25 protein-coding genes and 1 tRNA gene are annotated in these 24,683 nt (G+C 50.3%); 3 read left to right on the forward strand and 23 right to left on the reverse strand.

Translation table 11 applies throughout. The features are described 5' to 3' along the window. Positions 1 to 154: 154 nt before the first annotated feature. Both LG211_RS05950 and LG211_RS05955 read right to left on the reverse strand, forming a co-directional pair. Positions 155 to 2,872 (reverse strand): YfhO family protein, encoded by a 2,718-nt coding sequence (locus tag LG211_RS05950; protein ID WP_269477157.1) that lies wholly within the window; start codon positions 2,870 to 2,872, stop codon positions 155 to 157. Positions 2,873 to 2,881: 9 nt separating this feature from the next. Next, positions 2,882 to 3,889: an FAD:protein FMN transferase gene (locus LG211_RS05955; RefSeq protein WP_269477158.1), complete on the reverse strand. Its 1,008-nt coding sequence runs from the start codon at positions 3,887 to 3,889 to the stop codon at positions 2,882 to 2,884. A 27-nt stretch (positions 3,890 to 3,916) separates the two neighbouring features. Between LG211_RS05955 and LG211_RS05960 the strand changes: the two genes are divergently transcribed. The 3 genes from LG211_RS05960 (at position 3,917) to LG211_RS05970 (ending at position 4,980) form a co-directional block, all read left to right on the forward strand. Beyond that, positions 3,917 to 4,279 carry a NusG domain II-containing protein gene (locus LG211_RS05960; protein WP_269477159.1) on the forward strand — a complete coding sequence of 121 codons (363 nt, stop codon included), beginning with the start codon at positions 3,917 to 3,919 and terminating at the stop codon, positions 4,277 to 4,279. A 17-nt stretch (positions 4,280 to 4,296) separates the two neighbouring features. Next, entirely contained in the window at positions 4,297 to 4,830 is a 534-nt protein-coding gene (locus LG211_RS05965; protein ID WP_148395994.1) for a Gx transporter family protein, read from the forward strand. Between the two features lie 73 nt (positions 4,831 to 4,903). After that, positions 4,904 to 4,980, forward strand: a tRNA-Val gene (locus LG211_RS05970). Positions 4,981 to 5,057: 77 nt separating this feature from the next. Here the strand turns inward: LG211_RS05970 and LG211_RS05975 are convergent. The 21 genes from LG211_RS05975 to LG211_RS06075 all read right to left on the reverse strand — a co-directional run bounded on the left by LG211_RS05975 (position 5,058) and on the right by LG211_RS06075 (position 24,679). Then, positions 5,058 to 6,284, reverse strand: coding sequence for an ATP-binding protein (locus LG211_RS05975; RefSeq protein WP_269477160.1), 1,227 nt, complete (start codon positions 6,282 to 6,284; stop codon positions 5,058 to 5,060). Between the two features lie 202 nt (positions 6,285 to 6,486). Continuing rightward, positions 6,487 to 7,341, reverse strand: coding sequence for an RnfABCDGE type electron transport complex subunit B (locus LG211_RS05980; RefSeq protein WP_253020491.1), 855 nt, complete (start codon positions 7,339 to 7,341; stop codon positions 6,487 to 6,489). A gap of 13 nt (positions 7,342 to 7,354) precedes the next feature. Next, positions 7,355 to 7,948: an electron transport complex protein RnfA gene (locus LG211_RS05985; protein WP_148395991.1), complete on the reverse strand. Its 594-nt coding sequence runs from the start codon at positions 7,946 to 7,948 to the stop codon at positions 7,355 to 7,357. Continuing rightward, a complete protein-coding gene (gene rsxE, locus LG211_RS05990) occupies positions 7,948 to 8,625 on the reverse strand; it encodes an electron transport complex subunit RsxE (protein WP_269477161.1) in 678 nt (225 codons plus the stop codon). Before rsxE ends, LG211_RS05985 begins: the two co-directional genes overlap by 1 nt. After that, entirely contained in the window at positions 8,625 to 9,179 is a 555-nt protein-coding gene (locus LG211_RS05995) for an FMN-binding protein (protein WP_148395989.1), read from the reverse strand. Before LG211_RS05995 ends, rsxE begins: the two co-directional genes overlap by 1 nt. After that, on the reverse strand, positions 9,169 to 10,134 hold the full coding sequence (locus LG211_RS06000) for an RnfABCDGE type electron transport complex subunit D (protein ID WP_148395988.1): 966 nt from the start codon (positions 10,132 to 10,134) through the stop codon (positions 9,169 to 9,171). The genes LG211_RS05995 and LG211_RS06000 overlap by 11 nt, the downstream gene beginning before the upstream one ends. Next, complete coding sequence (gene rsxC, locus LG211_RS06005; RefSeq protein ID WP_269477162.1) at positions 10,134 to 11,450, reverse strand: electron transport complex subunit RsxC; 1,317 nt, start codon at positions 11,448 to 11,450, stop codon at positions 10,134 to 10,136. Before rsxC ends, LG211_RS06000 begins: the two co-directional genes overlap by 1 nt. Positions 11,451 to 11,667: 217 nt before the next feature. Beyond that, positions 11,668 to 12,444, reverse strand: coding sequence for a tryptophan synthase subunit alpha (gene trpA, locus LG211_RS06010; RefSeq protein ID WP_269477163.1), 777 nt, complete (start codon positions 12,442 to 12,444; stop codon positions 11,668 to 11,670). Further along, positions 12,437 to 13,621 (reverse strand): tryptophan synthase subunit beta, encoded by a 1,185-nt coding sequence (gene trpB, locus LG211_RS06015; RefSeq protein ID WP_269477164.1) that lies wholly within the window; start codon positions 13,619 to 13,621, stop codon positions 12,437 to 12,439. Before trpB ends, trpA begins: the two co-directional genes overlap by 8 nt. Beyond that, entirely contained in the window at positions 13,614 to 14,213 is a 600-nt protein-coding gene (locus LG211_RS06020; RefSeq protein WP_269477165.1) for a phosphoribosylanthranilate isomerase, read from the reverse strand. Before LG211_RS06020 ends, trpB begins: the two co-directional genes overlap by 8 nt. Continuing rightward, a complete protein-coding gene (gene trpC, locus LG211_RS06025) occupies positions 14,210 to 14,995 on the reverse strand; it encodes an indole-3-glycerol phosphate synthase TrpC (protein ID WP_269477166.1) in 786 nt (261 codons plus the stop codon). Before trpC ends, LG211_RS06020 begins: the two co-directional genes overlap by 4 nt. Continuing rightward, a complete protein-coding gene (trpD, locus tag LG211_RS06030; RefSeq protein ID WP_253020495.1) occupies positions 14,992 to 16,008 on the reverse strand; it encodes an anthranilate phosphoribosyltransferase in 1,017 nt (338 codons plus the stop codon). The genes trpC and trpD overlap by 4 nt, the downstream gene beginning before the upstream one ends. Positions 16,009 to 16,011: 3 nt before the next feature. Continuing rightward, complete coding sequence (locus tag LG211_RS06035) at positions 16,012 to 16,581, reverse strand: anthranilate synthase component II (protein ID WP_148395981.1); 570 nt, start codon at positions 16,579 to 16,581, stop codon at positions 16,012 to 16,014. Further along, entirely contained in the window at positions 16,578 to 18,047 is a 1,470-nt protein-coding gene (gene trpE / locus LG211_RS06040) for an anthranilate synthase component I (RefSeq protein ID WP_269477167.1), read from the reverse strand. Before trpE ends, LG211_RS06035 begins: the two co-directional genes overlap by 4 nt. Before the next feature lie 943 nt (positions 18,048 to 18,990). Next, positions 18,991 to 19,758 (reverse strand): EFR1 family ferrodoxin, encoded by a 768-nt coding sequence (locus tag LG211_RS06045; RefSeq protein WP_148398556.1) that lies wholly within the window; start codon positions 19,756 to 19,758, stop codon positions 18,991 to 18,993. Beyond that, positions 19,759 to 20,115: an ArsR/SmtB family transcription factor gene (locus tag LG211_RS06050; protein WP_148398554.1), complete on the reverse strand. Its 357-nt coding sequence runs from the start codon at positions 20,113 to 20,115 to the stop codon at positions 19,759 to 19,761. 11 nt (positions 20,116 to 20,126) lie between these two features. Beyond that, on the reverse strand, positions 20,127 to 20,900 hold the full coding sequence (locus LG211_RS06055; RefSeq protein WP_269477168.1) for a nitroreductase family protein: 774 nt from the start codon (positions 20,898 to 20,900) through the stop codon (positions 20,127 to 20,129). A gap of 532 nt (positions 20,901 to 21,432) precedes the next feature. Continuing rightward, a complete protein-coding gene (locus LG211_RS06060) occupies positions 21,433 to 21,777 on the reverse strand; it encodes a (2Fe-2S) ferredoxin domain-containing protein (protein WP_148398550.1) in 345 nt (114 codons plus the stop codon). Positions 21,778 to 21,781: 4 nt separating this feature from the next. Further along, positions 21,782 to 23,386 carry a [Fe-Fe] hydrogenase large subunit C-terminal domain-containing protein gene (locus LG211_RS06065; RefSeq protein WP_148398548.1) on the reverse strand — a complete coding sequence of 535 codons (1,605 nt, stop codon included), beginning with the start codon at positions 23,384 to 23,386 and terminating at the stop codon, positions 21,782 to 21,784. Next, entirely contained in the window at positions 23,337 to 23,957 is a 621-nt protein-coding gene (locus LG211_RS06070; protein WP_148398546.1) for an ATP-binding protein, read from the reverse strand. Before LG211_RS06070 ends, LG211_RS06065 begins: the two co-directional genes overlap by 50 nt. Positions 23,958 to 23,962: 5 nt before the next feature. Further along, a complete protein-coding gene (locus LG211_RS06075; RefSeq protein ID WP_148398544.1) occupies positions 23,963 to 24,679 on the reverse strand; it encodes a PHP domain-containing protein in 717 nt (238 codons plus the stop codon). Positions 24,680 to 24,683: the final 4 nt, after the last annotated feature.

The following is a 24,683-nucleotide window of genomic DNA, read 5'->3' on the forward strand; positions in this document are numbered from 1 at the left end:
AGTTTCCAACGGCTGCGGCCTCTCGAATTGAACTTTCAGCAGCCAGCCCGGCCGCTTCTCCATCTCAGGCCCCGCAAACCCACTACTTTGCGTAAATAATGCGAAGTTTCGCAGAAATTTTCCCCGATCTGCTGCCTGGTCGTTTTAAAGCCCCCTACAAAAACCGCCTGCACCTGAGAGGAGTCAGCCGCCGCCTGCGCCTTGCCGCCTTACCTGCAATTGGCGCCGCAGGCAGGGCAGGCAGGTTGTCCGCCTTTTCCTCCTGCTTCGAGGCCCCAAGCCCTGAGCCTGCCGTTTTTCTGCGGATAAAGCAAAGTGCAATCAAAATGCCGATACCGCACAAGCTGAGCAGAATCCCAGGGATCAACCCGTCGGGCAGGTAGGTCATACGGATTTGATGATGTCCCGCCTCCAGGGGAATGGCTAAGAACGCGCCGCCCAAGGTTTCTGCGGATCGTTCTTCCCCATCCACTTCAATGGTCCAGCCCTTTTCATAGGGAATCGATGTGACAAAATAACCGTTTTCTTTCACATCAATGGTTCCTTCGATCGACGTGTCGCTGTGCTTTGAAACATTAAGAATCTCATCATCCAACAGATTGTAAGCCTGTTCCCAAGACTTTGTATCCATTCCATAGACAAATGCGGTAATGGCGCCGCCTGTCTGGCCTTCTTCAAACTGAATGTCAATGTCGACTGTTTCTCCGGCTTGGCACATGCCCACACTTACTACTGCTCCGCAATCTTCCCGCAAATCGATTTGATTACCGCTCTCCCTTTTCGCAGTGATCGTTTCGGCTCCGTCCACTTCGATATAAACATACACCTGCTGTTCCTGAGGTGAGGTAAAGGTCAGCTTGGCGGACGGATTCGTTTCCCCGCTGCCAACCGTACAGCCGATCCGCCCGTTTTCATAGGAGCCCAGCGACACGCCGCTGCCTGTCATTTGGGGTTCGCCGACAGAATGGAAAATGCCGGCGTCCGTTCCTGTCGCGGTTTTTACAAAGTCATTGAGAACGTGGAACGGATTTTCCTGGTTAAAGTCCCAGCTGTAAGCAGCTGCCGAATTAACCATATATCCGACAGAAAGGTCGTACTTATTTTCATAAAGCGTAGTCGTTTCCTTTCCACCAGCCAGCGATAGAGAGCTTTCCCCTTCGATAGGAACACCTCTGCCGATCAAATACTTCACATTGAGCATGGCATTAGCTACCGGAGTCGTCATCACATAGTTATATCGATTCTTCACATCCTTTGCCTCAAGACCAATATGCTCCATCAAATAGGAAACATCCCCATTGACCGTGGAAGAAAACATAGATACCCCGGGATAGCTGTAAAGCATCGGAGAGTTGAGAATGATCGGATTGGCTACCTCCATGCGATAAAAACCATCATCCCTTTCTCTGGTTTCCCTTGTCAGCGTCCGTACGTCACCGCTTTCCGCAAAATATTCGGCCCGGTTGGTATAGCTGACCTTCTCCACTCCAATGGCTGTATGATTCATCAGTTCCCCACCGACGATCACCAGCAATATAAAGCACATCAAAGTATGATCAAACTTCCCCGTTCTGTAAACAGCCAAAAATCCCGCATATACAAAGAGCAGGAACAGGCACACATACACAAATTCCTGCGAAAAATCGTCTTTAAAAATTTTCTGTACCAGAATCACATATCCCAAAAATCCCGCAGTCACCCCCGCGATCTGAACCAGGGAAATCTCCCGAAAATGGATGAATGCCTCATAAGCCAGCGCGATCAGTAAAAAAGATACCACAAACGAGTAACGGAAAGGCAGCTGGTTAGGAAAATGGAATCCATGCCACATGAAATCCAGCTTATTCCAGTTCAGGCTCAAGATCAGAAAGGCCAGGAATAGGCAGTTAAGAAATTTTTTTCGAACAGGAATACGCTTTGCTAAAAGGAAAAAAACAAACATCATCACAGTGATCAGGCCGCAATAGATATTGGGAAGCCCCTCCCGCACCGTAAGCTGGGTATTGGGAAGAAGATTGGTGATCACATCCATCAAGGGGCTGTAAAAGGTGGAATCGGTCGGCATCTGGGAATCGATATAATAGGTGTTCTGCATATTGAGAAAAGTCGGCAGCAGCGTGATCCCGGAGATCATGATACCGACGGCAGAACAAAGAACCGCCTTGCCCGTGATCCGTGCGCAGCCTGCGATCCCCCGCTTGTTGGTCCTGGAAAAATAAAGGATCGGGTAATAAAACAGGATGAAAATACAAACCATGCCGCCTATATAATAATTGGTCAGCATCATAGCCGCCAGCGAAATGGTATACAGCTTGAATTCCCCCCGGTCAATGAGGCGGTTCAGTCCCAGAATGCACAACGGCAGCAGAGCCACCACATCCAGCCACATGAGGCACCAGTAGTAACCTATAACATAGGCGCACAGCGCATACAGCGCCGCAAAGGCTGCAGTGGAAAAATCGCTTCTCTGGTGCATGCCTCTCAGGTAAATTGCCATAAAGGCCCCTGCCAGCCCGACCTTAATGAGAATGATCAGCGTCACCGCTTCCATCATATAGGCGTCAGGAACAAAGACAGTGAGGAAATAAAGAGGGCTTGCAGCATAGTAGGAAAGCAGGGTCAGAAAGTTGGTGCCCAGTCCCCCGTTCCAGCTGTAAAGCAAGCTGCCGCCGCTCTGCAGCTTTTCGTGCAGTTCATAGATAAAGGGAAAATACTGATGATACATGTCGATCACCGCCGACTGGTTCTCTCCGAAAGGAAAAAAATCCATCCCTATGAAAGCCAGCAGCATCAGCAGAAAAGGCACGAAAAATGCCAGGAAAATATAACGGTTTCTGTAGAAAAACCCTTTTATTGTTTGAAACTTGACCATTCTTCCTCCTTATTTTTCCGGCATGACTTTCATACCATTTATCTCCGTCACCTTGTCATTCTTATCGATAAATGCGGCCTGAATTCCATCCATGCCCGCCAGCAATTCCCTGCTTTTTTCCATACCCAGCATGAGACAGACGGTGCCCAAAATATCGCAGTCCACCGACTGGCCCTTGCCGGCTTTTATGGTGACCGCATCCAGATTGTTTTCAATGGGATAGCCGGTTTTGGGATTGAGCACGTGATGGTACAGCTTGCCCCCGGCCTCAAAATACCGTTCATAGACGCCGGAGGTGACGATCGTTGCATCCACCATTTCTACGGCTCCCAGGATTTCGCTCCGGTCCGAATAAGGCCGCTCGATCCCGATCTTCCACGGCTTGCCTTCTCCCTTTGATCCGATGGTAACGATGTTTCCCCCAAGATCGATGATCGCCTTTTTTACTCCGGCTTTTTCTAAAACCTCCGTAACCCGATCAGCAATATAACCCTTGGCGATACCGCCCAAGTCCAGACGGGCGTCCTTATCTGTCAAGGCTGCCGTATCTCCCTCAACCTTTACCTTTCGATAATCCACCGTTTTCACAGCCTTTTTCAGCTGCTCTTCATCCGGCACCCGCGGGTTGTTTCCTGTAAAGTCCCAAAGGTCGGAAACCGCGCCGATGGTGATATCGAACATGCCTTGGGAAAGCTTTCCGTACTCGATCCCTTTTTGGATTACCTCCATAGTCTCCCCATGGACCGCCACCGGCTTTCCCCCTGCATGGTTAATTTTATATACATCACTGCCCTCTACCGTCTTGCTGAGCATGTTCTCATAATCCTTTATGCAGGCAAAGGCTTTATCCAGCGCATCCTGCGCCTGGGATTTTTTCAGATCGTAAATGGTGATCGTACAAATGGTATCCAGGCGGAACTGATTTTCAGAAACAGGTTCTTCGCTTCCGCAGCCGGTTTGTGTTATAATGATACACATGCAAACAACGAGCAGCAAACTTTTTTTGATAAACTTCATATAGATCAATACCTCCAAGGAGTTAACATGATTCGAAAAGCAGACGTTATCCTGGCCCTCCTTTTGATTGTGTTCGGTCTGGGCTGTTCTTATGCGCTCACCACCGGAGAAGAAACCGGACAAATGGTCCGCATCTCAGTAAACGGCGATGAATATGCCAATTACAGCCTGTCTGAGAACCGAACGATCACCATTGACCAGAATGACCATATTAATAAGATTACCATAAAAGACGGTGCGGTTTCAATGACCTTTTCCGATTGTAAGGGGCAGGACTGCGTCCATCAGGGAAAAATCGCCAAAACATCACAAAGCATCGTATGCCTGCCCAACAAAATCGTCATTGAGATAGAAGGCGACAACCAGGAATACGACGCAATTTCACGATAGACAGGAAGATTCATATTATGGCCAAGAAAAACAGACAGACAACTGCATACAAAGTCGCCCTGTCCTCAATGATGGCGGCGCTGGCGCTGATCTTTTCCTACATTGAAGCCCTCATCCCCTTCAGCGTGGGCATTCCAGGCATCAAACTGGGCATCGCCAATCTGGTGATCCTGGTCTCCCTCTATCTGCTGGGAACCGGCTATACGCTGATAATCAATGTGCTGCGCATTCTCATGGCGGGCCTCTTGTTCAACGGGCTTTTCGGTGCCCTCTACTCCCTGGCCGGGGGACTCTTGAGCCTGGCGGTGATGGTCCTTCTAAAAAAGACCGGCCTCTTTTCCACCATCGGTATCAGCATGGCCGGGGGCGTTGCCCACAACTTAGGCCAGCTCTTAACTGCAGCTTTTCTCGTTTCCACGATTAAGCTCTTTGTTTATTTTCCGGTGCTGCTTTTTTCCGGGATGGCCAGCGGCGTGTTGATCGGAATCCTCACCCATTTGATTTTAAAAAAGCTTTCCCATTCCGGCCTTCCCATCAAAAATCTTCATTGACGGCGAACCCGCCATTTGGTAAAATGGTTATGTTGATGGATGCAGCGGTCCAACCCGCCGGCACCACATTTACGGGGGCGTAGCTCAGCTGGTTAGAGCGCCTGCTCGACAAGCAGGAGGTCACTGATTCGAGTTCAGTCGTCCCCACCATAAAGCAAAAGCAAACGACGCCCAGCCGCTCTCGATCCGGCACGTCGTTTTTCTTTGCCCACAATCCCGTCAGACCTCTAAATCAGGCTGCAGGGTATGAAACAGTTTTTATCGTCTATGGGTATGACCTCCTGGCACATGCAGATAATGCCGCCGCATCCCCTCTCCAGGCTGGTCTTATCCACCAGCGCATACTTTTTCACTTCCCGCCGGTCCGGATTTGCCGACTTCTTGATCTCAAGGGGATGAATCAAATTGTTTTCCTCAACAAATACATCGATCTCTTTGGCGTTGGAATCCCGGTAGTAGTTCAGATTTGCCTTGGATTTGGCATAGGCATAGTGTTTGACCAGTTCCATCACCACATAATTTTCAAAGTAGTGTCCGCTGACTGCGCCGGTCATTAAAGTATCCCGCGTGAGCCACATGGATATACAGGCGCAAAGACCGGTATCACAGAAATACAGCTTAGGCGCTTTGGTGAGCCGCTTCAGCTGGTTATTGGAAAAAGGCTGTAAAAGATAAATGACACCCAGTCCATGGAGCACCCGCACCCATTCCCTTGCCGTAGGCTGGGATATTTCGGCGGCTTCAGCCAGCGTCTTGTAGTTAATCTGCTCAGCAGTCAGTGCGGCGCAGGCGGTCAAAAACTTGCCAAAACGCACAGTATCAGTGATACCGCCCGCCTCTGCGACATCCCGCATCAGGTAGGTATCCACATAAGAATTATAGTATTCCTGCCTCTGCTCCGCGTCCGCATCAACCACTTGCGGCATGCCGCCGCGCCAAATATGCTCAAACACGTCGACGATATCGTTTTTCTTAACCTGCTTTTGCCTCTCCAGCAGGCAAGGCAGCGAGAAGTCCAAATCGTCCGAAAACTTAATCCCCTCGATCTCGTTCTTGGACAGACCATAAAGCTCCAGAATGCCGATTCTCCCGGCCAACGTTTCTCTGACATTTCTCATCATGTTAAACTGCTGGGAACCGGTCAGCCAAAAGAGACCCTTCTCCTCGCTCTCATCGCATATGATTTTGATTTGCTCAAAGAGCTGAGGCGCCTTCTGTACCTCGTCGATGATAATGGGCGGCTTATAAGTTTGGAAAAACAGCACCGGATCCGTTTGGGCCAGGGTCCGGGCCATCGGGTTATCCATTGAAACATAAGTTCTGCTCTGCCCTTCAGCCAGATGCTTTAACATCGTCGTCTTGCCGACCTGCCGGGCGCCCGTCACCAGCACGGCCTTGAAAAAGGAACTCATGTGCAAAAATTTTCTTTCCAATGTGCGTTCAATATAGTTCATCGCGCGCCCTCCTTTTAGGATAAAATAAAGTATATTTTATTTTATCCTAATTTGCTCATTTTATCAACCTTCATGAAAAAAGGGGCTGCTCGCATCGAATCCTCATCCAATGCGGCGCCCCTTCTTCTTCAAGTCTATTTACTTTCTCGTGAACCTCGCCTGGCGGCAAAAGTCCTGATTGTTAAAAACGGTCTTCTACAGATCAGCTGTTGGCTGCTTCTGCTTTTTCTTCCGCCTTCTTCGGCGCAGCCTTTTTCTTGGGTCTTAAATTAATAATGGCGCCGGTCGGACATTCTTTCTCGCAAAGTCCGCAGTTCTTACATTTATCAAAGTCTACCCTTGCCAGGTTGTTTTCCACGTATATGGCGTCGAACTTACATGCCTTCTGGCACTTCATACAGCCGATACATCCAACCATGCAGCGTTTTCTGGTCTGTGCTCCCGGACTGTTGGAATGACAGGCCACATACACCAGATTCTTTTTGTTGCGAATCTGGATAATATGCTTTGGACACACCTTTTCGCACTTTCCGCAGCCGACACATTTATTTCGATCAACATGAGCGAGTCCATCGACTACATGAATGGCGTCAAAGTCGCAGACAACGGAACAGTCTCCCAGGCCCAGGCACCCGGAGGTACAGGCCCACTGTCCGCCGTAAAGCTGATTTGCACCCTTGCAGGTATAAATATTTTCCTGCTTCATGATGGTCTTGGCGACTTCCGCGTTTCCGCCGCACATAACGACAGCCACCTGCGGTTCAGCAGTTCCTGCTTCTACACCCAGTACCGATGCCAGTTTTTGAGCCAAATCCGAACCGCCTACCGGACAGGCCGATGTACTTATCGTTTCGCCTTTGTCCTCTGCCAGCGCAGCCGCATAGTCATCACATCCGTTGAATCCGCAGGCACCGCAGTTAGCGCCCGGCAGCTGATCACGGACCTGGATAACCAATTGATCTACTGGTACATACATGACCTTTGATGCAATGGTAAGAATGATACCGGCGATAAGTCCAATGACTACTACGATACCTACAGGTATTAATATACTCATCTCTCACCCCTCCTTACGCAAACAGGCCTTCTACTACGCCCGAAAATCCCATAAAGGACAGGGACAGGATGGACGCAGTAATCAGCGTGATCGGAATTCCCTGAAATGAAACAGGGACCAATTTGCAATCTTCCAGTTTTCCCCGCAGACCAGCGAACAGAACCATTGCCAGCAGGAAGCCGATTCCGGCACCCGCTGCGTTGAACAGGGACTGTACATAAGTAAGCTCATCATCGATATTCATGATGGTAACGCCCAGCACTGCGCAGTTGGTGGTGATCAGGGGAAGAAATACGCCCAGCGACTTGTAAAGAGGCGGCATATATTTCTTCAGCGTCATTTCTACCAGCTGTACCAGCGAGGCAATGACCAGAATGAATACGACTGTCTGCAGGTATCCGATATTATAAGTGTCCAAAAGGAATCTCTGGATCGGCCAAGTTGCGGCAGTAGCCAGCACCATTACAAAGGTAACGGCCAGGCCCATACCGGTAGCAGAGTCCATTTTCTTGGAGACTCCCAGGAAGGGGCAGATACCCAGGAACTGGGATAATACGAAGTTATCCACCAAGATAACCGTCATCATAATTACAATTATTTCTTTCATTATGCTCTAGCCTCCTTTTCGTCACAGCTGCCGCCGCACGAGTCAGACATCGGACAGCAGTCGCAGCCAATTTCCTTCTTCTTGATTGCTTTTCCGTTGGAAGCCCAGTTGATCACTGCGACCAGGATCGCAAATACGAAGAAGCCGCCAGGAGCCAGCATAAAAATTCCCATCGGGGTAATCAGATTCGCAGTCAGCGTAATACCAAAAGCCGTACCGCTTCCCAGGATCTCTCTGACAAGACCCATGACACCCAGAGCCAGGGTGAATCCAATACCCATGCCCAGCCCGTCCAGCGCCGAGTCCGCAATGGTATTCTTGCTTGCAAACATTTCTGCTCTTCCCAAGATGATGCAGTTAACTACGATCAGCGGGATGAACAGTCCCAGAGATTTGTCCAGGGCCGGCAGGTACGCCTTAAGCATCAGCTGAACGATGGTTACGAATCCAGCAATTACAACAATGTAACACGGGATACGCACCTTCCCCGGAATAACTTTCTTCAATATGGAAATTACGATATTGGAGCATATCAGTACCGCCATGGCCGAAACGCCCATGCCCAGGCCATTGATAGCGCTGGTGGTAACAGCCAGTGTGGGGCAGAGGCCCAGCAGCTGTACCAGTACCGGATTTTCTTTGAGAATGCCCTTTGTCAATACACCTAATTTATTCATTATTTCACACCTCCGCATTCTTTAAACTGCTGCAGAGCTTCACTAACGCACTGGTAAACTGCGTTGGAAGAAATCGTAGCGCCTACGATCTGGTCTACACCTTTGTCGTTTTTAATATTGTCCTGGCCAGCCGTATCGAGTCCGCTGTACTGTTCTTTCAGATAATCGGCCTCCATCGCTTTTGTACCCAGACCCGGTGTATCTGCGTGTTCGGTAACGGTCACGCCGGTGACTTTTCCGTCCTTGTCAATGCCTACCATTGAAGTTAATGTTCCGCCAAAACTTTTGTAGGTCGCTGTAACCGCCATACCGGATTTATTATCCGCCATATAGCACTCTGTCACGCCACCAACCAGCTTTCCTTCATATTCGGTAAAGCTGTCACCGTCCGGCAATACCTTGGCGCGAGCCTCGTCGGCAGTCTTCTGTGCATTGGCCTCAATGAGCGGATTGGCAACGCTGTATGTCCCTGCAAGAGCTGCTGTTACCACAAGACAGATAATAATCAGTACCAAAGCAGGGGCTATATTTTCTTTAAAAGTGTTATTTTTCATCTTTTTTGCCGCCTCCTTTTCCGTACGCTCTCTTAGTGCAGAAATTGTCAATATGCGGAGTGAGGATATTCATCAGCAGGATGGCAAAGGAAACGCCCTCCGGATAGGAGCCGTATACACGGATCAAGATGGTGAACACACCGCAGCCGATACCAAAGATCACTTTTCCCATGGGCAGGATCGGCGAAGTAACGTAGTCTGTAGCGCAGAAAAATGCACCCAGCATCAGTCCGCCCGCACACAGATGGAAAATCGGATCCTGTCCCGGGATGATCAGCGCCAGTACAAATACTGTGCCTAAGAAGCATACCGGAATGATCGGGGAAATGACCTTGGTCCAGATAAGGAAAATTCCGCCGATGAGCAGCGCCAGCGCGCTCACCTCACCGATACATCCCCCCACATTGCCCAGGAACAAATCCAGGTTGGACGGCATTTGTCCGCCACCTTCGGAAAGGATCCCCAAAGGAGTGGGTCCCGTAGTTCCATCAAGGCCGCCTGCACCTCTTGGTATGGGCCAGGTAGTCATTTCTGTGGCAAAGGAAATAAAGAGAACGATTCTGGCCGTAACCGCCGGGTTCACCAGATTCTGTCCGATTCCTCCAAAGAGCTGTTTTACAATCACAACTGCAACAAAGCATCCGATGACAGCCATCCAGTAAGGAAGGGTGGATGGTACATTAAATGCGATCAGCACGCCGGTCAGGGCTGCACTGAGATCGGTTACAGTCTGTCTTCTTTTTAAAATTTTGTTAAACAGCCATTCAAATACAACACAGGCGATGATGCAAACTACTGTCATCACTGCTGCTCTATACCCAAACTGATAAATCCCCACAACAAACGCCGGCGCCAGGGCAATCAGCACCGTTCCCATGATCTTGGTGGTGTCCACCGGTGATACCATATGAGGCGCCGAGGATACGATGAGATTATCATGATATTGTTTTTCCATTATTTGCTCGCCTCCTCTTTTACTAGTGCCTTACCCAGCTTATTGATGAATCCCAGCGGTCTCTTGGCAGGGCATACGTAAGCGCAGCTTCCGCATTCCATACACTGATTGACTTTAAGCGCATCAAGTTTTTCTGCGTCTCTGTTTTCATAGGCCGCTGCAAATGCGGTAGGCAGCAGTTTGAACGGACATGCTTTATGGCACTTGCCGCAGTTGATACAGCCCGTTTCCTCAGGCACCAGAGACTGGGATCCTGCAAACGCCAAAATGGCATTGTTGTTTTTTACAAGAGGTACACGGTCGGAATAGATGGCTCTTCCCATCATCGGTCCGCCCATGAGGATCTTCTTCGGTTCGTCCTTATATCCGCCGCAGAATTCAATGACATCAGCAATCCTTGTGCCAATGGGCGCAAGGATATTCTTCGGCTCGGCCACAGCAGAACCGTCCACTGTAATCCGCTTGGAAATCAGGGGCATACCGGTCCTGAAGTATTGTCCAATAAAAGCGATGGTGGTTATGTTTGAAAGTATCACGCCCAGCTGTGCCGGCAGAACGCCCGCATCCATGGTTTTACCCGTGATTTCATATACCAGCACGCGCTCCGCGCCCTGCGGATAGCGGGCTCTCAGGGTTACAGTTTTAATCTCAGGATGATTCTGCTCCGCCAGCATCTTGTCCAGCAGCGCAATGGCATCCGGTTTATTCTCTTCAATGCCTATGTATCCCTTCGACAGGCCCAGCTGTTCCATGACCAGCACTGCGCCGTCGATGATATCCTGGCTGTTTTCCAGCATCAGTCTATGGTCAGATGTGATAAAAGGCTCGCACTCCGCACCATTGATGATCAGTGTATCCACTTCATCCAAATTCTGTGGATTATACTTAATATGCGTGGGGAAAGCGGCTCCTCCTAATCCGACTGCTCCGCTGGCTCTTACGGCTTTAACAAAGTCCTCTCTGTTTTCAACCGAAGGGGGCTTTATCTCCTCCCAAGCCTCCTGTTTTTTGTCTGTCTCGATTACGATTGCTTGATCCTCTCCACCGGCTACGGAACGAATCGTTTCGATTCCCGTAACGGTTCCCGAAACGCTCGAGTGGATAGGAGCACTTACAAAGGCATCTGTGTCGCCGATTGGCTGCCCGACTTTTACATAGTCGCCTTTTTTCACTAAAGGCTTGCACGGGGCTCCAATATGCTGAGACATGGAAATGCACACAGTATCGGGGATGGGCATTATCTGAGTTTCACACTCTGCAGTATGTTTCTCATGACTCACCTTGATACTTTGCAAATGCTTTTTCTGTTGACTCATTTCTGAAACCTTCCTTTCCAAAGTTTTTTCAGTCGCATACACGACTTATATTACCACAAAACAAATCAAGTTGCCATGCTTTTGTGCGCATTTTGTCGCATTATACGAGATTTTGTATACAGGATACATTTCCCTACATATTATATGGAGCACGTATCAAAATTTTCCTCCTACCTGCATGATACGCGGCGTCCGCACCCGTTATGATATCTTTCCGTTATTTGCCTTTAATCGCCTCTTTCATAGAGTGAATATACTCATAGATTGGCTCAGCGGCATCCTCTCCATACTGCTGGCACAGTTTTACAATCGCGCTGCCTACGATGATCCCGTCCGCCAGCTTGGCGATCTGGCGCGCCTGGTCGGGGGTATTGATGCCAAAGCCCACAGCCGCAGGAACGGCGCTGTACTGGCGCACAGTCTTCATCATGGATTCCAGATCGGTTTTTATCTCGCTGCGCATTCCGGTCACGCCCATGGAGGATACCACGTAAAGAAACCCTTTCGCATCTTCTGCGATCCTCCGGATCCGGTCTTCCGATGTGGGGGCGATCAAAGATATGATGTCAACATCGTATGCTCCCGCATGCTCCGCCACATCGTCCTTTTCCTCATAGGGCAGATCAGGGATGATCAGCCCGTCCACTCCGCACTGGCGGCAGCGTTCAAAAAACCGTTGATAACCATACTTGAAAACGGGATTGAGGTAGGTGAGAAAAACGATGGGAACCTGGGTCTTTTTCCGCAGAGAAGCGGTCAGCTCAAAGAGACGGTCCGTCGTGGTGCCGGCTGCCAGCGCTCTCAGGTTTGCCGCCTGGATGACCGGGCCTTCCGCGATGGGATCGGAAAAAGGCACGCCGATTTCAATCAAATCAGCTCCCGCTTCCACCATTTTTAAAATAAACTCTTCCGATTTTTCAATGGAAGGATCGCCTCCTGTCACAAATCCGATAAAGGCTTTTCCCTTCTCAAATGCCGTATGTATTCTACTCATGAAGATCCACCCCCCTGTATCTGGCGATCGCCGCCACGTCTTTATCTCCTCTGCCCGAAAGACAGATCATGATGCTTTCATCCGGGCTCATCCCCGGCGCCAGTTTGCGCACATGGGCCACCGCATGGGCGCTCTCCACCGCGCAGATGATGCCTTCCGTCCTCGCCAGGTATTCAAAGGCATCCACAGCTTCATCGTCGGTAACCGGCACGTACTGCGCCCGGCCGATATCGTGAAGATGGGCGTGCTCCGGCCCGATTCCCGGATAGTCCAGTCCCGCGGAAATGGAATAAACGGGTGCGATCTGGCCGTATTCATCCTGGCAGAAATAAGATTTCATACCGTGGAAAACACCCGGCGCTCCATTGGCGATGGTGGCAGCGTTCATGTCAGTATCCACCCCATGACCGGCAGCCTCACATCCGATCAGCCGTACCCCTTCGTCTTGGATGAAATTATAAAACATGCCCATGGCGTTACTGCCCCCGCCCACGCAGGCTACGACAGCTGCAGGCAATTTTCCTTCCGCTCTCAGAATCTGCTCCTTTGCCTCTCTGCTGATGACGCTTTGAAAATCCCTAACTATCATGGGAAACGGATGGGGTCCCATAACCGATCCCAGAACGTACAGGGTATCATGAACCCGGCCGGCCCATTCCCGCATGGTCTCGTTGACTGCGTCTTTCAGAGTCTGGGTGCCGCTGGTAACCGCATGGACCTTTGCTCCCAGAAGCTCCATTCGATAAACGTTCAAAGCCTGCCGGTCCGTGTCCTCTTTGCCCATGAAAATTTCGCATTCCATATCTAAAAGCGCTGCCGCAGTGGCGGTCGCTACTCCGTGCTGGCCGGCCCCGGTCTCTGCGATGACCCTGGTCTTTCCCATTTTCTTTGCCAAAAGCACCTGCCCCAGCACATTGTTGATCTTGTGAGAGCCGGTATGGTTCAAATCCTCCCGCTTGAGATAAATCTTGGCCCCTCCCAGATCCTTTGTCATTTTTTCCGCATAATACAAAAGGGACGGCCTTCCTGCATAATTATTCAGCAGATCTTTCAGCTCCCGGTTAAACTCAGGGTCCTTTTTATAGTATTCATAACTTTTTTCCAGATTGATAATCTCGTTCATCAGGGTTTCCGGTATGTACTGTCCCCCATGAACGCCGTATCTTCCTTTACTCATTTCTTACGCTCCTAACTGCTTGTAATAGTTTTTCCCTGTCCTTTCTGCCGCCGGTTTCCACACCGCTGGAAAGGTCGACGGCAAAGGGTTTTACCGCTCTGATGGCCTGGCTTAGATTGTCCGGGTTCAGCCCCCCTGCTAGGAAAAAGGGCTTGCCTGTCCTGGGAATCCGCTTCCAGTCAAAGGTCTTGCCGCTGCCGCCGCTGCCCTGATCAAAGAGCAGATAGTCCACATCCAACCTTTCCAGCTGCTTTGGATCAAAAGGCTTGCTCATGCTGACTGCCTTGATCAGGGGCAGATGAGTATGCTGCCGCAGCGCTTTAATATAGGCCGGGTCTTCGCTTCCGTGGAGCTGTACATAATCGATAATGCTCCTTTCACCAAGTTCCAGGATCTGCGAAATGGGAGCATCCACAAAGACACCTGCTGCCTCAATGCCAGGGTCCAGACGCTGCCGCAGAGCCAGGGCTTGTTTCTCGTCCACTCGCCGCTTGCTTGGGGCAAAGACAAAACCGATGTAGTCCGGCTTGGCTTCGTTGACAAAATCAATATCCTCCGGTCTGGTCAGCCCGCATATTTTAATCCGCGTCATGCCTGCTCACCTCTCAGCTCCGCCAGCGCCGCTTTCTTGTCCGGGCTTCGCATCAACGTTTCTCCGATGAGAACAGCGTTGACTCCATCTTTTTTCAACTGCTTTATATCTTCCCCGCTCCGGATCCCGCTCTCGGATACGAAAAACAGGTTATCCGGCACCAGTTTCCGCAATCTGGCGCTGGTGGAAATATCCACCTCAAAGGTCGCCAAATCCCGATTGTTGACGCCGATGATCTCTGTGCCTGACGCAAGGGCCATAGCGATTTCCGCTTCCGTGTGGGCCTCCACGAGGGGAGATAATCCCAGCCGCTGGGCAATGGACACGAACATTTTCAGTTTCTTCTCGTCCAGCAGGGAGCAGATCAGCAGCACTGCCGATGCTCCGATGATCCTCGCCTGATAAATCTGATAAGGTTCCAGCACAAAATCCTTGCGCAGCACAGGTATATGAACGTGCTCCGCGATCTCGGCCAGATAGGCATCCTTGCCCTGGAAGAAATAGGGTTCCGTGAGAACCGAAATGGCTGCGGCTCCCGCTTCTTCGTATTCCTTTGCGATCTGAAGATATGGAAAGTCCTCTGCGATCACTCCTTTTGACGGCGAAGCTTTTTTGACTTCGCAGATAAAGGAAAGTTCCCTCTCTGCAAAAGCCCGTTCCAGTGGCCTGCCTTTTCCCGTATCCATGCCCAGGGCCATCTGCCTCATCTGCACTGCCGAGATGCGCTCCTTTTCCGCTTCAATCCTTCTGCGGGTCTTTTCTGCGATTTTATCCAGAATCATGCTGTCACCTCACGAGAAAGTACAACAAATTGATCCAACTGAGCCAGCGCTTTGCCGCTGCTGATGATGCCCCTTGCTTTTTCCACTGCCTGCGTCATATTGAGAGTTGGATCGGCCACATAGAGGGCTGCCGCCGAATTGAGTATCACAGCGTCCGCCTTGGGGCCGGCGGCGCCGGAGAGGATTTCTCTGGTTATGCGGGCGTTTTCTTCCGGTGTTCCTCCGGTCAAATCCGCTTTCTTACACCGTTTCAATCCAAAGTCCTCGGGGCTGATCACATATGACTGGTAGCTGCCGCTGCGCACTTCGCAAACCGTGGTGGGCGCGCTCATGGATATTTCATCCAATCCATCCTGCCCGTAAACGACCATGGCGTTTTTGACCCCCAGGTTGGCCAGGACATTTGCCATGGGTTCCACCAGTTCCTCTTCATAAACGCCAAGCAGCTGCATATTGGCTCCTGCCGGATTGGTGAGGGGCCCGAGGATGTTGAAGATGGTCCGAATCCCCAGTTCTTTTCTCACCGGAGCCACGTATTTCATGGAAAGGTGGTAGTTCTGGGCGAAAAGAAAGCAGATGCCGATGCTCTCCAGAATCTCTCTGCTGCGTTCAGGGGAAACGGTGATGTCCACCCCCAGGGCTTCCAGAACATCAGCGGCTCCGCACTTGCTGGAAGCCGCTCGGTTTCCGTGCTTTGCCACCGGTACGCCTGCCGCGGATACGACCAGTGCCGATGTGGTGGAAATGTTAAAGGTATTGGACCGGTCCCCTCCGGTTCCCACAATTTCCAGCACGTCCATATCGTGGAGCAGGCGGATACAGTGCTTTCTCATGCCCGCCGCAGAAGCTGTAATTTCATCGATGGTTTCACCTTTCATGGACATGGCCGTAAGGAATGCCGCCATCTGGATCTGGGAGGCCCGGCCGCCCATAATCTGATCCATCACCGCTTCCGCAGTCTCATAAGACAGGTCCTTTCCTGCTGCCACATCTACGATTGCATCTCTAATCATTTATCATTTACCTCCTAAAAAATTCTGTAAAATCGTCTTTCCATCCGGCGTAAGGATGGATTCCGGGTGGAACTGCAAGCCATATACCGGATATTTGGTGTGCTGAACAGCCATTATTTCACCGTCCGCGGTGACTGCTGTCACGGAAAGCTCCTCTGGAATTGTCGCTGCATCCGCGGCCAGGGAGTGGTATCTGGCGCCCCGGATCATAGCTGGAAGCCCTTGGAACAAAAGGGATTTTTGATTGACTTTGATTTCGTCCTCTTTGCCGTGCATCAGTTCTTTTGCGTAAGTGACCTCAGCGCCGTAAGCCTTGCAGATGGCCTGGTGGCCCAGGCAGACGCCCAGAATGGGAGTGTCTCCGGCAAAGGCGGATGCCGCTTCGATGCAAACGCCTGCATCCTCCGGCCTTCCCGGTCCCGGCGAGAGGATGATCCGCTCCGGCCTTAGCTGCCGGATCTGGTCTATGGTCATTTCATCGTTTCGAATTACTTTGATATCCGGGTTGATGGACCCTGCCAGCTGGTACAGGTTATAGGAAAAGCTGTCATAGTTGTCGATCAGTAAAATCATTCGTCCAGACCTCCTTCTGATAGTTCCAATGCCTTGACGACTGCCTTGGCTTTATTGATGCATTCCTGGTATTCGGTTTCCGGCACGCTGTCTGCTACGATTCCCGCGCCGGAGCGGACGAATACTTTTCCGTTTTTCTTAAAGGCGATGCGAATGGCGATGCAGGTGTCCAAGTTTCCGGTAAAATCCAGATAGCCGATGGCGCCTCCATAGATGCCCCTCTTGTTATCCTCCAGCTCATTGATGATTTCGCAGGCCCGAAGCTTGGGCGCTCCCGACAAAGTGCCCGCGGGAAGGACTGCAGTAGCGGCATCGATGGCCGTGCAGCCGGGCCGAATGTTCCCTCTGACTGTGGAGCCAATATGCATCACATGGGAAAACCGTTCAGTGGACAAGTAGTTTTCCACTTCCACTGTGCCGAATCGGCTGATCTTGCCCAGGTCGTTTCTCCCCAGATCCACCAGCATATTGTGTTCAGCCAGCTCCTTGGGATCGGACAGCATTTCCCTTTCCAGGCGGAGGTCCTCTTCCGGGGTCCTGCCTCTCGGCCTGGTTCCTGCCAGGGGAAAGGTGTGGAGCAGATCGCCCTCCAGCTTAACCAGGGTTTCTGGTGAGGCCCCTGCGATTTCAATATCATCACTGCTGAAGTAAAACATATAAGGGGATGGGTTCATGGTCCGCAGCATCCGGTATGTATCCAGCAGGCTGCCCTCTGCTTCCGCCTCCAGCCGGTTGGAAAGGACGACTTGGAAAATGTCTCCTTCATAGATATAGCTCCTAGCCTTTTCTACCATCTGGCAGTACGCTTCCCTGCTGAAGAGGGGGTTGAACTGGCTCTTTAGTCTCAGCGGCGGAATGTCAGCCGGGCGGCCGTTTTTGATCAGATTGACCATATTGTCCAGTTCGATTTCTGCTTTGCGGTAATGTTCCTCCAGGCCATCGGTGCGCACGTTGACGATGAGAATAATTTCCTGTTTGAGATGATCAAAGGCGATCACCTTGTCAAAAAGCATCAGATCCACATCCTTGAAATTTTCCTCATCTCTGGCATCCAGGTTTAAGGCCGGCACGCTGTATTTGATGTAGTCGTAGGAAAAGTAGCCCACCAGCCCGCCGGTGAAGGTAGGCAGTCCTTCCAGACGGGGACTCTTGTTTTCTTCAAGGATCCTGCGAATGTATGCGTCCGGGCTGCTGTTCTCTACGGTTATATCTGTTCCCGATTTGATGTGGAGGGTGCCGTTCTCACAGGTCAGCTCCAGCTTGGGATCATATCCCAGAAAGGTGTAGCGGCCCCATTTATCCGTGTCCTCCAGGCTCTCCAGCATGTAGCAGTGGCGGCTGACCGACTTTAAGATACGCAGCACCTGGATAGGTGTGGCAATGTCGGAAAGGATGCGGCGGCTCACTGGAACGCACCGGTAATCATCCGCAAGTTTTTTCGCTTCTTCTAGGGTTGGTTTGTACATGGCTCTACTCCTTCTTTCTAGTCTTTCGTCTGCATCTGCCTAGCCGGTTTGTAATGTAATACAAAAAATCCGTCCAAGACATAATCTGCCAAGGACGGATACATTCCTGTTCCGCGGTGCCACCTTGCTTCGGGAAATCTCCCGCTCTCGACGAAATACCAACATATTTCCGGCAACTGACGTATGCCTTCACGTCGCAGAATACTCAGCCGGCTCTTTGTAATGCCTGCCTTTGACTGCGCCCTCAGTGGTCCATTTAACAAGCTGCGTTCTGCCGGGTTCTCACCGCCGCCGGCTCTCTGTGAGTGCACGATTTGTTTTTATCTCCACTTCATCGGTTTACATGTGCTATTAAATTGTGTTTGATTATATCGCTTTGGCAGCCTTGTGTCAAGGGGATTTGTTGATTTTTTGGTGAATTTCCATAAATTTTCATGTTCGTTCTTGTTAATTGAAACAAACATTCTAGCTTTTGGGCGGATTGCGGCTGCAAGGCATGTCGGGATTGGCGTGGATTTTAAATTCAAGGCTTGGAAATCGAGCTTGTGCCGGAATCATCGCTCATTGATCACTCAACTCTGATCTACGATGGTTTTTTATCGCTATCTGCTGTAAAAGTGTTCACGGGGGATAATTTCCCTCTGAATATGGGCTGATCTGCTGTGAAATGGAGCTGAAATTATCGCGATCAAGGTTTTTTCAGGGCTCCAGCGATGAAATGCGGCGGGCCGGGTTGAATCGGGATGGGGCGGGCGACCTTCGATTTTCCAATAAAAGAGACTGTCGCTATATGCACCAGCCTCTTTACTTACCTATTCCCAAATTCCCTTACAAGCCACACACCTAATTTAAAACAATACACATCTTATTGATCCCCTGTTTTGTCCTTCTATAATATAAGATGCAATTCATGTGCGGAATGTTACAACTTTTTTAAAATTTTTTAAAAAAGTTTTTTAGTAAGCTCTTTTGGGAAAATATAGCGTACTTGCCCTTTGCTATTTTTGCCGTATTCGATAGCCTGGCTGGGACAGCGGCAGATGCAGGCCATGCAATGGGTACAGTGATCTTCCCACACCGGCTTCCCCTGTTCCATATGGATGTTTTTCAGAGGACAGAGGGTTTCGCATTCACCGCAGGATATACAGGCATCGGTCGCATAAAACTTTTTCGCATGTACGATGACCGGGTAATAAAGATCGTTGACGATCCCGCTGGATAACCGGTCCATGAGTGTGACTGAGGGCCGGCAATAGGGCTGTTTGGTTTTGATCAATTGTGCAGCCTCCGTGATTGCCGTCTCTGCCCGGCGGATAATTTCCATCGCCTCCTCCTTTCCTGGGGTATGAAAGAGGGCGATATAATTCTCCGGCATGACAATGGGGATGCAGCCCAAATCATTCATGCCTTTGGTGCGGCACAGTTTTTTCGTATAAGCTCCTGCGTTTCCAATGTTCCCACCGCAGGTGAGGACAAAATAAATGTCCTTGTTTCCTGTCAGCGGGGTATTTTCCAGCCATTCCTGCAGAATGCGCGGGATCCGCCAGCAATAGGTGGGCGCGACGATCACCCACGGTTTTTCTGATCCCATTTGAGAAAAATCACGGTCCCTGAGTTTTTCAAAGAGATTGAGGGTCTGGTCCTGCAGCTCCTTGCCGATTCGCTTTGCGGCATATTCGCTGTTTCCGGTTCCGGAAAAATATAAAATCATTTACGCTTCCTCCTTATCATGGTTGTGCCCGATGCTTTTGTAAACGAGATTGATTAATGAGACGATCTCCTTCCATTGGGTTTCGTCCAGGTTGATATAATAATAATTTCTCGTCCCTTCTTTTCTCATCGCTACAATTCCCGCTTCTTTGAGAATTTGCAGATGGTGGGAAACCGATGGCCTTGTCAAATGGGTTTTTTCCGCGATCTCGCCGACACGAACACCGGATAAGTCACTTTTTAACAGTACCATCAGAATCAGCTGCCTTGTCTCATCTCCAAGGGCAGTAAAGGCAGTTCTGCACGTTTGAAAGCCAAGTGTAATTTTTTGCAGTCGTTCTTCACATTCTCTTTCCATCTTAACATCCTTTACATATAGTTTACATCCAGATTTTCACGCTGGGCAGATCGGTAAAATTTTACATCCGGGTAGCCCAGCACTAACGTAGCGGCCGCTTTCTTGCCTTTTTCAGCCTTGAGCGTTTTTTTAAGCTTGTGGGAAGCATTGGCGCAGGATATAAAGAAACCGCTCAGCAGTACGCCCAGTCCGTTGGCTTCTGCCACAAATTCCATGTTCTGCGCCGCAAGTAGGCCGTTGGTTTTATCGTTTGCCATAACCACAATCACCAGGGGCGCTTGGAAGAAGAAAAAGTGGTCGTCAATCTGATTATTCCTTGCCATAGGACTGACCAGGTCTGCAAAGGGTTTTAGCTTTCGGAACAGGCGGACAGCCATCTGTTCCACCGAATCTTTTTCCCGGTCCAGGACAACAAAGGATACGTCCTGCATGTTTTTCGCCGTATGGGTCAGCCGCCCCGCCTCCAAAATCTGTTCTACCACATGGCTTGAAATTTCTTTCTGCTGAAACTGCCGAATGGTTCTTCGAAAGCGGATTACGTCCAACACTTCTTTTGGATCCAGGCGAACTTCTTCTGTTCGCGCAATGGGTTTTGAATCATAGCCGCTGATATGGATCGCCTCTTTTGGACAGACCGCGCAACACTGGCCGCACTTGATGCAGCTGTCCAATTTTATTTGGGCCTTGCCCTCTTTCATGGCAATATTATGGGCAACGCACGTCTTGACACACATGCCGCAGCCGATGCATTTATCCTGATTGATTTCGATTACATGTTGTTTCATCGCTCATCACCTTTCGTTAAAGTTCATTAACCATTATAGCAAAGGTGCCTGATATTGCAACATTGGTAAAGAAACACGTTACCATTGAATTTTGTGGGTGTGGGAAATGTGGAGCATTGAGGCTGAGCCCCGGGGAGGGGCCCTGGGTGTGTGCCAGGCCTTGCCCAGAGGTCCCGGGGAGGGTTGGGGGACCCTGGGGATGCTGCAGTATCTTGGGAATATCAGACCTTCCGAGGGGCCCTGGGGATGCTGAGCCTTATCAAAAGCATCAGGGTCTGCCGAATTTTATTTATTTTTCGGATTTCTATTCCAAATGGGCGAAATTGAGGTACATGTGAATATAAATATAAATTGGAGATTTTTTTAATTTTAGGCAGCAGGCAGCGCTCCTCAAAAGGCGGCAACATAAAAAATCCCCCTAAGGGCGCCAGGAAGAATGAAAAAAAGCTCAACAACTGGCCTCGCAAGGGCAATTGTTGAGCAAACTTTCACATTCGACAACTTTCGACGCGGCTGCCGCGCCGCGCAATAATTATTCCGCTGTGTATTCCTTGCAGATTTCCCCGCCGATAATATGGCGGCGAATCACCTCTGCGGCTTTATCTGCGGTCATCTTAATATAAGTCGTTTTCATTCCATCTTCATCGTAGACCTCTACGATAGGCTCCAACTTGCACATGCCAATGCAGCCCATGGTTGTCAAATCAACGTTTTTCAGCCCTCTGGTACGAATCTCATTGGCAAAGGAATTCATGACCGGCCTGGCTCCCGCCGCGATGCCGCAAGTGGCCATCCCTATGGAAATGGTCATTTTCCCTGTTTTCTTTTCTTCCTCTTCACCTTTGCTGATCTTTTCCAGTTCTTCTAATGTCTTCATTTTTCTACCTCCCACGCGTGCGGTTAAGAATGATGCACGCTCTCTCCGTAATTAAACCGCGTACAATGTCTTCTGCAAAAGCCTTGCAGGTCGGAGCCCCACAGACGCCGCAGTCCACACCGGGCAGCGTACTGACGATCCTTCCCATTTCTTCCATTTTCTTCAGAGACACGCTTAAATCCTGATCCAGCTGCAGCACCGGCCTGTACAGCAGCTCCCGGTTCCGCTTCAGTTCTTCTTCGCTTCCCGGATAATTGAGAATCCGATCTCCGTATTTCGCTTTGGCTTCATCCAGGATCACCTTCATATTGGCCTTGGCCGAATAGCTGTTTTCCACTGTCAGAGAGCCGCCGAAGCACCCGCCGATGCAGGCTTCCGCCTCAATAAAATCTACGCCCTCCAGCTTTTCATCCTCCACCTTTTCAAAGATATCCATCACTTCATCAATTCCATCTACGGCTATGAATTTATCCGTATTAAGGGCCAGACTCTCGCCCCCCGGATTGGTCCACCGAAGCCCCATGACCCCGGACCGCGCCAAATCCTCTACTTCTGAGTCCTTCAGAACCTTAAGCTTTGCCCGCACCTGTTTATAGACCTCAGAGATGGCTACCATCACATCCACATCAGTCTCGATCACCTCGTCGCTTTCCTTGATAAACGAAATCTTTGCCGTACAGGGAGCGATGAAAAAAATGCCGATCTTCTTATGCGGATACTTTTTCTCAGCTTCCCGCCGCGCCATGCTGGCAACCACCTCCACAGGGGGACGATAATCCACCACATGGTCCAGCAAATTGGGATAACCGATCTGGATCATCTTCAGCACGGACGGGCATCCCGACGAAATCAAAGGCAGCTCCTTCTCTCCCGATTGGAGCAGTTTTCTGGTGGCATAACTAATCATTTCTGCGCCAATGGCTTCCTCATACACATCATCAAAGCCGATCTGTTTTAAGGCGGTCAGAACATGATTTCTGCTTTTGATCCCTTTGAACTGCCCAAAGAAAGACGTGGCCGGTATGGCGATCTTGTAATCGTATTCATTCATCGCCTCCAAGGTATCAACCACAGGTCTGGTAGCATGTCTGGGGCATACCTTGACGCACATGCCGCATTCTATGCACCGCTCCGGGCTGATGGTCGCCTTCCAGCTCCTGACGCGGATCGCCTCAGTAGGACAGTTTCTTACACAATGAATGCAGCCGATGCACCGCTCCTTATCCAGCTGTATGGAGGTTACCTGGCTCAACTCTGTTGCCACCGGTCCTTCCCGCATACCTATGTTGTGCAGCTTTCCGCATACGGTAAAGGTTGTATAGTGGGTTTCCACCAGAGCGATGTTCCTGGTCTTGGCCAGTTCCATCATGGTATCGGTAACCGTCTTGCCGCAGGTGAGGATAATGCAAGTAATGTTCATCATCTCTGAGGCACGGATTACCTGGGGATTAACCAGGCTGGTGATCAGCAGACTGTCGTCGGCCGTATCCAGCATCACATTGCTCATCAGGTCGGACGCTACCGCATAAGCGTATTCCCGATCGAGAATTTCCTCCGTCTCATAGAGCAGCCTGCCTTTTATCAGTCTTACAACTTCCTTCAATTCCATGGAGGCCACCTCCCATCTCCGGCAGAATATCCCGGAAGATCAGTTCCGCCTGTTCGTTGATAAATGTTTCGGCGCTGAACGCCGCATCCATATAACTGTTGCCGCAGCGTTCCTGGGCGACGGCAAATTTTCTGCTGTCAAAGTAAAAGGTTCCTCTGCTGCTGGACAGCACCAGGGAAAGTTCCAAGTCCTGATGGGAAAGCATGGTGAGGAAAAAAACGTTTCCCAAATTTCCCATGGGCTGTCGATCGATGGATTCATTGACAAACACGGCTGTCAGCACGGTTCCTCTGCCCTGTTCCGATTCCAGGATAAAATCGCCTCCGGTAAGAAGGGCCGCTGCCTTAAACATGGGCAGCCCCAGCCCCACAAGCCGAGTCGTCCTGGAAGTATGGAAAGGGTCAGTCGCTCGTTTAAGTGTCTCTTCGTCCATACCATAGCCGTTATCCTCTACCGTAATCGTCAGCAGCCTGTCATTGTCACAGGTCTTAACGCTGACTGCGATTTTGGTGCTTTCCGCGGTTATGGAATTCTGCATAACATCCATGATATGCAGAGACAGTTCTTTCATTGTATTCACCTCATGTCTTTTATCCAGTTGATTACTTCTTGCGTTGTCATTTGCGGCAAATCGATCTTATTTTTACGCTTGCTCATCTCCGACAGCCGGTGGCAATCGGAAGAATAAAGAAAGCGTTTGTCCGCCAGATCCTTTCTCCCCTTAGCAAACTGCCTGCCCGCTTGTGAATCGGACACCTCCACCACTGAGGTTTGGATATCCGCAGGCATTGTTCCCAGGGCAGACAGAACGCTGTAAGAATCCCGGTCCACATGGGAAAAATACGCGCACCCTGAAAGGGAAAGGGCTGTCTGGAAAACCCGCTCAGCTGTCAGATCGGTAGAAACCAGCAGCAACCGCTCCTCCTCCCCTGTGATCCGGTCATGGGCGTCGAATATGTACTGAGGACCAAAGATTTCTGCCTTATTGTTGATGGGCGGAAGATGGGCTCCTACAAAGCGGCCCATTTCTTCGGCAGCTTCCAGTTGTGGGAACAGACAACTGATATGGACTTCTTCTATGGATTCCACCTCAATTCCAGGCACCAGCAAAAGCCCCTTGTCCGCGGCACATTGCCAGATCGCCGGCAGGTTTCGGGCAGAATTGTGATCCGTAACCGCGATCATGTCCAGCCCATTGACCAGCCCCATGTTCACGATATTGTTAGGCGTCATTTCTTCTTCCGCACAGGGCGATAACGCCGAATGGATGTGAAAGTCATAATAGCAATTCATAATT

Origin of the sequence: Hominibacterium faecale, assembly GCF_020734085.1 — a bacterium.
In the GTDB taxonomy this organism is placed as follows: Bacteria; Bacillota; Clostridia; order Peptostreptococcales; family Anaerovoracaceae; genus Hominibacterium; species Hominibacterium faecale.

Excerpts from the sequence above, each read along its gene's own strand:
- LG211_RS05955 (WP_269477158.1), bottom strand. The coding sequence starts at position 3,889 with ATGAAGTTTATCAAAAAAAGTTTGCTGCTCGTTGTTTGCATGTGTATC.
- trpC (WP_269477166.1), bottom strand. The coding sequence starts at position 14,995 with ATGATTCTGGATAAAATCGCAGAAAAGACCCGCAGAAGGATTGAAGCG.
- LG211_RS05985 (WP_148395991.1), bottom strand. The coding sequence starts at position 7,948 with ATGAAAGAAATAATTGTAATTATGATGACGGTTATCTTGGTGGATAAC.
- LG211_RS06065 (WP_148398548.1), bottom strand. The coding sequence starts at position 23,386 with ATGGAATTGAAGGAAGTTGTAAGACTGATAAAAGGCAGGCTGCTCTAT.
- LG211_RS06035 (WP_148395981.1), bottom strand. The coding sequence starts at position 16,581 with ATGATTTTACTGATCGACAACTATGACAGCTTTTCCTATAACCTGTAC.
- LG211_RS05950 (WP_269477157.1), bottom strand. The coding sequence starts at position 2,872 with ATGGTCAAGTTTCAAACAATAAAAGGGTTTTTCTACAGAAACCGTTAT.
- LG211_RS05995 (WP_148395989.1), bottom strand. The coding sequence starts at position 9,179 with ATGAAAAATAACACTTTTAAAGAAAATATAGCCCCTGCTTTGGTACTG.
- trpB (WP_269477164.1), bottom strand. The coding sequence starts at position 13,621 with ATGAGTAAAGGAAGATACGGCGTTCATGGGGGACAGTACATACCGGAA.
- LG211_RS06045 (WP_148398556.1), bottom strand. The coding sequence starts at position 19,758 with ATGATTTTATATTTTTCCGGAACCGGAAACAGCGAATATGCCGCAAAG.
- LG211_RS05980 (WP_253020491.1), bottom strand. The coding sequence starts at position 7,341 with ATGAGTATATTAATACCTGTAGGTATCGTAGTAGTCATTGGACTTATC.
- LG211_RS05965 (WP_148395994.1), top strand. The coding sequence starts at position 4,297 with ATGGCCAAGAAAAACAGACAGACAACTGCATACAAAGTCGCCCTGTCC.
- LG211_RS06020 (WP_269477165.1), bottom strand. The coding sequence starts at position 14,213 with ATGACGCGGATTAAAATATGCGGGCTGACCAGACCGGAGGATATTGAT.
- LG211_RS06000 (WP_148395988.1), bottom strand. The coding sequence starts at position 10,134 with ATGGAAAAACAATATCATGATAATCTCATCGTATCCTCGGCGCCTCAT.
- LG211_RS06075 (WP_148398544.1), bottom strand. The coding sequence starts at position 24,679 with ATGAATTGCTATTATGACTTTCACATCCATTCGGCGTTATCGCCCTGT.
- LG211_RS05975 (WP_269477160.1), bottom strand. The coding sequence starts at position 6,284 with ATGAACTATATTGAACGCACATTGGAAAGAAAATTTTTGCACATGAGT.
- LG211_RS06050 (WP_148398554.1), bottom strand. The coding sequence starts at position 20,115 with ATGGAAAGAGAATGTGAAGAACGACTGCAAAAAATTACACTTGGCTTT.
- LG211_RS06055 (WP_269477168.1), bottom strand. The coding sequence starts at position 20,900 with ATGAAACAACATGTAATCGAAATCAATCAGGATAAATGCATCGGCTGC.
- LG211_RS06060 (WP_148398550.1), bottom strand. The coding sequence starts at position 21,777 with ATGAAGACATTAGAAGAACTGGAAAAGATCAGCAAAGGTGAAGAGGAA.
- LG211_RS05960 (WP_269477159.1), top strand. The coding sequence starts at position 3,917 with ATGATTCGAAAAGCAGACGTTATCCTGGCCCTCCTTTTGATTGTGTTC.
- LG211_RS06070 (WP_148398546.1), bottom strand. The coding sequence starts at position 23,957 with ATGAAAGAACTGTCTCTGCATATCATGGATGTTATGCAGAATTCCATA.
- rsxC (WP_269477162.1), bottom strand. The coding sequence starts at position 11,450 with ATGAGTCAACAGAAAAAGCATTTGCAAAGTATCAAGGTGAGTCATGAG.
- trpE (WP_269477167.1), bottom strand. The coding sequence starts at position 18,047 with ATGTACAAACCAACCCTAGAAGAAGCGAAAAAACTTGCGGATGATTAC.
- trpA (WP_269477163.1), bottom strand. The coding sequence starts at position 12,444 with ATGAGTAGAATACATACGGCATTTGAGAAGGGAAAAGCCTTTATCGGA.
- trpD (WP_253020495.1), bottom strand. The coding sequence starts at position 16,008 with ATGATTAGAGATGCAATCGTAGATGTGGCAGCAGGAAAGGACCTGTCT.
- rsxE (WP_269477161.1), bottom strand. The coding sequence starts at position 8,625 with ATGAATAAATTAGGTGTATTGACAAAGGGCATTCTCAAAGAAAATCCG.